Here is a 6,546-nt window from a genome sequence, read left to right as displayed (position 1 = left end):
CATCGGCCGCGCGCCCTTTTTGCAACAGGCTCACCGCCTGACGGTATTCGCTCTCGGCCTGCTCATCCGGACTGAGCGGCTTGAGCTTTTTATTCATGACACTGCTATCCGTGGAACTCTCCTCTGGGCCCGTTGACGATACCGGAGCGGCTTTCGTCGCACCGTCCTTCACGGTCGGCTTTTTCACGGATGCCATGGTAGTTATTACTTTCTTCGTTTCTTTTTTCTTTTCATTTTTCTGATCCGTTGACGGTGAAGCCGTCTTGGCCACCGCTGAATCCGGCGGCGTCAGGCGCAAGCGTTGTCCCGTATGGATGACGTGATTGCGTCCGAGATGATTCCATTTGGACAGGTCCCAAAGATCGATTCCCGTCTTGGCGGAAATGCCGTAAAGCGTTTCACCTTTCGCCACCGTCCAGTAACCGTCCTCCGTGGCCGGCACGGCCGTGTGGACGGGAGCGGAAATATTTTTCGGTTCGACCGGCGCCGGCACAGGAGCCGCGTTGGTAGCCGGTCCGGCATTGGGTGTTTGAACCGTGTTCACAGCCTGTACATTTGTCACCGACATATCCTTGGGTTTCTCCGCCGCCGGTACCGCTGGCTGGGCTGGATCTGCCTTCACCGCCGGAACAGGTGTGGCAACCGTTGCGACCGGCGCCGGGGCTGGAGCCGGTTTGGGTGCTGCCTTGTGTGCCGCGACAGCACGTGTTTTGACCGCCGCCGGTTCATACGATAGCAACCGCTCGCCCCATTGCATCCAGGCATAGGCGCCGCCTCCGATAACCGCGAGCGCCAGCAAAATGACGCTCAGCCGCTTGTTCGATGGCGCACGGAAGCCCGAAGCCTTGACAGGCTTGAGATCCTCGTAAACGGATTTCTTGCTCGCGGCGTCGGTCGGGGCATTCTTGCGCGACTCCAGGTCCTGGAGCATCTTGTTGATCAGGCTCACACGCTACCGCCTGCGATCAGTGACACGCCGGAAAACGCGAGATTGATGAGAGGGATGAGGCCGATAACTGCCGCCGGCACCAGCGCCGTCAGGTATTTGAGTATTTTCGCCTTTACCGACCGTACGCCTTGCGTGGACTCGGTGTCCGTCACCGCCATGCGTACGTGCCGCTCGGCCAGCACGCGTGCGCCTTCGCCGAAAGCCGCCATGAGCGCCTTGTGCGCCAGGATGTTGACCAGCCGCGGGATTCCGTTGCTGGCACGATAGATCTGCTTGACCACCTTGTGCGGAAACAGCCGCGGCCCGCGGTAACCCGCCACCGCCAGCCGGTGCGAAATATAGAACTCGACCTCGCTCAGGCTCAGCGGCGACAGCTGGCAGGAAAAGCTCACGCGCTGCTTGAGCTGGCGGATTGAGGGATTGTCGAGGCGCGTATTGAGTTCCGGTTGTCCGAAGAGCACCACCTGCAGCAGCTTGCGCCGCTCGGTTTCCAGATTGCTCAGCAGCCGCAGGCTCTCCAGCGTCTCGAGTGGAATGGCCTGCGCCTCATCCAGGCACAGCAACACGCGCTTGCCTTCGGCATAGGTGTCGATGAGATAGCGGTTGAGCAGCTTGAGCAGCTGATGCTGGTTGACGTGCTGCGGGTATTTTATGTCCAGCTCGTCCGCACAGGCGAACAGCAGAGTCATCGGCTGCAGATAGGGATTGGGAATATAGGCAGTGACGAATTCATGGTGGTCAAGCGCGCTCATGAACTTGCGGCACAGCAGCGTCTTGCCCGTGCCGACCTCGCCGATCACCTTCATGAAGCCCTCGCCGCTGCGCGCCGCGACCAGCAGTGTGTTCAGCGCGTCCTGATGCGAGGAATGGGCGAAGAAAAAGCTCGTGTCCGGTGTGATGGTAAACGGCAGTTCCTGCAGCCCGAAATGCGTTCCGTACATTTGCGTCCTCAGCTCCGTAATGCGTCGTCGGCTTTGTAACCGGTGCGTCCCTGCACCACTCCTCGCGGCATCCCTGTCACACTTCTCCTGTTACCTGCTATCCATGGATGTCATGTTTCAAGAACCGATGCGGATTTTCTTCATGCGTTCCTGCGACTCGCCGATCGCGTCGCTCCAGTCCTGACCTTGATTGATCACCGTCGGCTTGAGCAATATAACCAGTTCCGTCTTGATTCGGGTGACTTTCTTGCTCTTGAACAGATTGCCCAATATCGGAATGTCACCGAGGACCGGCACGGAGGTGTTATCGTCGGTACTCACCTCTTTCATCAGGCCGCCAATGACGATGATCTGGCCGCTGGTGGCGCGTACGATATTATCCGACTCTTGCACGTTGCTGGACGCCGTCGTGAGAGGGATGAGCGTGCCGACCAATATCTTCTTATCGGTAACATCGCTCACGGATGGATGAATATGCAGGGTAATATTGCCGGCATCGTCGATCTGCGGGGTCACGTCGAGCGCAATACCGGAGAAAAACGGTGAGAGTGTCGTCGTCACGGTAGGCTGGGTACTTAGAGTCGTGGCTGCGGTTTGTTCCTGGCTGGTCACAAAGTACTCGTCGGTACCGACTTTGATCACCGCCTTCTGGTTGTTCATTGTCGAAACGCGTGGGCTGGAGAGCACGTTCAAATCGCCCTGCGCCTTGATCAACTCGAAAAACGCCGCAAAATTGCTGGACTTGACCGCCAGCGTGAACACCCCGCCGAAGGCCGAGGCAGCGGTGCCATCGATCGCGCTGAATATGCCCGGCGTGGGATTGAGGTTCCCAGCATTGCCGGCAATATCGCTCGCGGCGATCTGGTTAGGCAAGGTAGTGGTAAGCGATGTACCGCCGCCCGTCTGACCCACGGTATAGTTCCGGCCCGCGGACTCGGCAATCCCCGCCCAGTTGATGCCGCTCCGAAAACCATCCTTGAGCTGGACCTGGAGTATTTTCGCCTCGAGTATGACCTGGCGGTTCATGCTCGTCTGGGTCACACCCAGGTAATCTCCCACCAACCGCAACTCATCCGGCATGGCGCGCACAAGCACGATGCCGGCCTGCGGATTCACGATCACCTTTCTGCCGCCATCGGCACCAATGATTGCCACCAGTGCTGTAGTCAAATCTTTCCAGAAATCCGTCAGCGACTGCGTCTCGATCTTAACGCCGCTGACCGACGAAGACGAAGACGATGAACCCGACGCGCCTGTCGAGCCTCCAGTCGAATTCAAGCCGGTCGCCGCAACCCGCGTGTCGGAAAGACCCTTGCGCGAAAGATTAAGGTAGTTCACCGGGAATATCCGCGTCTGCATCTCGTTCCCGAGAATGAAAAACCGGTTGCCCTCGCGACGATACTCATAACCGTAGACGTCACGGATGGCGCTCAGCGCCTCGGGCACCGTGACTTCTTTCAGGTTCAGCGACAGCGTGCCATGCAAGTCCTGAGGCAGGATCATGCTGTACGGCGTGCCTTCGACCAGCCCCATGAACACCTGGCGCGCCGGCGCGTTGTTCACGGTGAGATCGAAACGCGGCTCGAGCGGGACGGAACCACCTTGGGGAAGTGTGATTTCAATCGGCGGCAACAAGGCCTTGCTCACGTCCGTGGGAACCGCCTTGCCGTCCTTGCCGGTGCGCGCCTGCGACAGGCTGTCGTCCACGCTGGCTCTCACTGAATCGCTCCAGCCGGGAGATACGCTCTGGCACCCCACTAACAGCATGGCCAGCGCCGCGACCAGCGAGCGCCGGATCATCAATTCGATATTGTCTGTCCTTTTCATTTTTGCCCGCCTTCTTGGCTATTCGCCGGCACCTTGACCACGTACGTTTCTTTCGCCAGTTTCGGCAACAAACGCAAGTGCGATTCTTTACCCGCCCGTTGCATCACTACTTCATACGGTTGAATTTCCGTAATCACGCCGCCACCAAACTTGTCGCCCACCTTATAGGATTTGCCGCTGATCACGGCGCGGCGCTGGCTCGTCGAGATGAAGGTCGACTGGAGCATCGGACCCGCCGGTTTACTCGCCGCGGTTCCGCCCGATGTGCCGCTGTACGCCGGTTGTGTCGGATCCACGAGCCCGGCCAGTGATTCGTCTGCCTGGCTTCCGGCAACAAACCCCGCCATCCCGGCCACTATTACCGCTGCCCGACAGGCGGCGATCCAAGGACCGGATTTCCTACTACTAGTAGTATCAAGTTTCATGCCAATTACAGGCCGCACGATAACAAGACGAACGGAGCAGGGCTTCATAAACCGATCCACCCCTGATGAGTGCTGAGGGTATAGATCAGCAAGCTGACCCTTGAAACCGGGTATTTTTCAGTCTGCAAGGTCACTTGTCCCCAGAAAACCTTCCATTCGAGTCCTTCCAGGGAGCGCAAATAGCGCAGGATATCCAGGTAATTTCCTTTGAGTTCGATGCGCATCCCGTGCTTGTAAACCATCGATCCCTCAGGCCCGCCTTCCGCGGCCCCTTCCAGCAGCGGCGTGGACGGGAGGCTTTCTATCTTGATCACCTCCAGACCGCGGTTTTTCAGCAGCATCTGCTCGACGAGCTTGGTCATCTCTTTGGGTGGCACCAGCCCGGCCGTCACCCGGCCGAGGGCCGCATCCATTGTTTTCAGGTTTTCCTGCAGCGCGGCGATTTTCTTGCGTTTGGCCGCCTCGGGGTTATTTTCTCCGCCGGAAACCATGCCCTGCACCTGCAGTTCCAGCAACCGGGTTTCTTCGTGCAACTGGTTGACCTGTTTCTGCAGCCGATCCTTATCGGCATTAACCGGACCAAACAGCAGATTCACAGCGATGAAGTACAACGCCACCAGGAGTGTGACGAAAATCAGGCCGCGTTCACGCAGCGACATCGCGTCGATCCGGTCGGTGAACCCATTAAACTGGGTTTTCAAGTCTTCGAGTTGCATGGCTATCCCGGATTACCTGAGGTCTTGACCTGAAACTCGACGTAGCGCGCGTCCGGTTCCTTGGCGGCGGCCGGCCGGTTCATCTGGAAAACGCGGAATTCAATTCCGGAAAGGGTTTTCTCGGCCGAAAGCTTTTGCATGTAACGTGGCACCAGTTCGGGATTGGTGCTGCGTCCGGCAAGCGTCATCTGTTCCGCCGCACCGGTGATGTCAAAGCCGGTCAGCCAAACCCCAGGGGTGTACTGGCGGGCAAAGGAAACAAAGTAGTCCGAAAACCCGCGGGTGTTGCTGAAAATACCGCGTTGCAGGATTTCCTGGATGCGCTGTTTGGCGACGATCTCGCTTTCCATGTGTGTGATTTCGCCGTCGAGCGAGGTGCGCCCCGGACGCTGGCCGAATTTTTCGGTCGCATCGGCAAGGCGTTTGCTGGCCGCCGCCTGCTGCTGCTCGGCTCGTTTCAGTTCGATCTTCAACGTGCCGACCTGCCACCAGGTGTAGGCGTAGATGGCTACCACGCCAACCACCACCAGCCCCATCGCCTGAAGCATGGCTACCGTGGAGAATTTCTTTTCCTCCTTGCGGAAGATCGGCTGGTAAAGATTGACCTGCTGGCTCACAGCGCCCGCTCCTCTTGCCGCAATGCCGCGCCCAGCGCGCTGAGGCAAACCGACTGCAGTGCGGGCGGCAGCTGGGCATCGCACTCCATCAGCTGCGTCAAGTCCATGATCAATACGGTGGCATTGAGGTTAGCCTTCAGATAATCCACGAGCCCCGGGATTTCCCTGGGCATCGGTGCCAACGCCAACGTGTTGATCGGGGCCTGGCGGAAATGGCTGTCGTAATAATCGAGCGAACGCTGCACTTCGAGCGCGATGCGGTCAAAGAGCCCGGCGTTGTCCTGCGACTGCGTCAGCATATCGAGCCCGATGTCGATGCTGCGACTCAAATAGATTTCCGACTGTTTGGTGATGGTGATCAGTCCGCCGTTCGGCGTAAATGACAAGAGAACGACGCCTTTCGCGTCTTCCGGCAGCAGTGAGGCCACGTTGCGCTGCGCCATCTCCGGAATATCGATGACATCCAGATTGATGCCGGCGGCAGTCATCATATCCACGCGCCTTTGGATGGCGGCACTGCGCGCGGCCACGGCGTACATCGAACGTGCCCGGCCTGCCGCTTTCTCGCCCGGGAGGTCGAAGACATCCAGCGTCGCGTCGTTAATGTGGAAATCGATCAGCTCCTTGATGCGCCAACGGATCGCGGCGCGCAGCTCGTCGGGCGGCACGTCCGGTGCTTCGGTCAGGAGCAGCGTATATTCGTTCGGTTCGAGAATGGTGGTGCAGCGTGAACGGGTGAGATCGTGGTCGGCCGCCACGCGCGCGAGAACTTTCTCCTGCCCCTGGTCGCCCCAGGGGCGGAAATCAACCAGCGTGACAGACGGCGGACGTCCGGTCGTGCGCTCGACGCGCACCACACAGACGCCATCCGGTCGCAGCCCCACGCCGGTCAGACCGGGGAGCATCCTTTTTTTCAGAAACGGTAACAGGGGAATTCTCCTTATCCCGAAAGACTCCCATTGCCATGCAAAAACACAGCCAAAAACCCCGACATATCGGCAAATTGCTATGTTTTCTGAGATTCAAGTTAAGAATCGTCCAATAACCCACTGTTGTCAATGCGGTTTTCTG

At 58.6% G+C, this 6,546-nt stretch carries 7 protein-coding genes; all 7 read right to left on the bottom strand.

Features of this window, described 5'->3' with window-relative positions; translation table 11 throughout:
* Positions 1–949 (bottom strand): LysM peptidoglycan-binding domain-containing protein (locus ACC569_RS13535; protein WP_372524063.1); only part of this gene is annotated, 949 nt, incomplete at its 3' end.
* A complete protein-coding gene (locus tag ACC569_RS13530; protein ID WP_372524062.1) occupies positions 946–1,890 on the bottom strand; it encodes an ExeA family protein in 945 nt (314 codons plus the stop codon). The genes ACC569_RS13535 and ACC569_RS13530, both read right to left, overlap by 4 nt.
* A 117-nt stretch (positions 1,891–2,007) precedes the next feature.
* On the bottom strand, positions 2,008–3,717 hold the full coding sequence (gene mshL, locus ACC569_RS13525; RefSeq protein WP_372524061.1) for a pilus (MSHA type) biogenesis protein MshL: 1,710 nt from the start codon (positions 3,715–3,717) through the stop codon (positions 2,008–2,010).
* Positions 3,714–3,944 (bottom strand): hypothetical protein, encoded by a 231-nt coding sequence (locus ACC569_RS13520; protein WP_372524060.1) that lies wholly within the window; start codon positions 3,942–3,944, stop codon positions 3,714–3,716. Before ACC569_RS13520 ends, mshL begins: the two co-directional genes overlap by 4 nt.
* 242 nt (positions 3,945–4,186) lie before the next feature.
* On the bottom strand, positions 4,187–4,858 hold the full coding sequence (locus ACC569_RS13515; RefSeq protein ID WP_372524059.1) for a hypothetical protein: 672 nt from the start codon (positions 4,856–4,858) through the stop codon (positions 4,187–4,189).
* A 2-nt stretch (positions 4,859–4,860) separates the two neighbouring features.
* Complete coding sequence (locus ACC569_RS13510; protein ID WP_372524058.1) at positions 4,861–5,475, bottom strand: PilN domain-containing protein; 615 nt, start codon at positions 5,473–5,475, stop codon at positions 4,861–4,863.
* The gene (gene pilM / locus ACC569_RS13505; protein WP_372524057.1) at positions 5,472–6,380 is read right to left on the bottom strand and encodes a pilus assembly protein PilM; all 909 of its coding nucleotides are present in this window, start codon (positions 6,378–6,380) and stop codon (positions 5,472–5,474) included. The genes ACC569_RS13510 and pilM overlap by 4 nt, the downstream gene beginning before the upstream one ends.
* Between the last annotated feature and the right edge of the window lie 166 nt (positions 6,381–6,546).

It is taken from the genome of Sulfuricaulis sp. (assembly GCF_041499725.1).
Lineage (GTDB): Bacteria > Pseudomonadota > Gammaproteobacteria > Acidiferrobacterales > Sulfurifustaceae > Sulfuricaulis.
This window is presented reverse-complemented; position numbering and strand designations above follow the sequence as displayed.

Bases quoted from the DNA above. Each gene is read 5' to 3' on its own strand.
- pilM (WP_372524057.1), bottom strand. From the start codon at position 6,380: ATGCTCCCCGGTCTGACCGGCGTGGGGCTGCGACCGGATGGCGTCTGT.
- ACC569_RS13515 (WP_372524059.1), bottom strand. From the start codon at position 4,858: ATGCAACTCGAAGACTTGAAAACCCAGTTTAATGGGTTCACCGACCGG.
- ACC569_RS13520 (WP_372524060.1), bottom strand. From the start codon at position 3,944: ATGCTCCAGTCGACCTTCATCTCGACGAGCCAGCGCCGCGCCGTGATC.
- ACC569_RS13530 (WP_372524062.1), bottom strand. From the start codon at position 1,890: ATGTACGGAACGCATTTCGGGCTGCAGGAACTGCCGTTTACCATCACA.
- mshL (WP_372524061.1), bottom strand. From the start codon at position 3,717: ATGAAAAGGACAGACAATATCGAATTGATGATCCGGCGCTCGCTGGTC.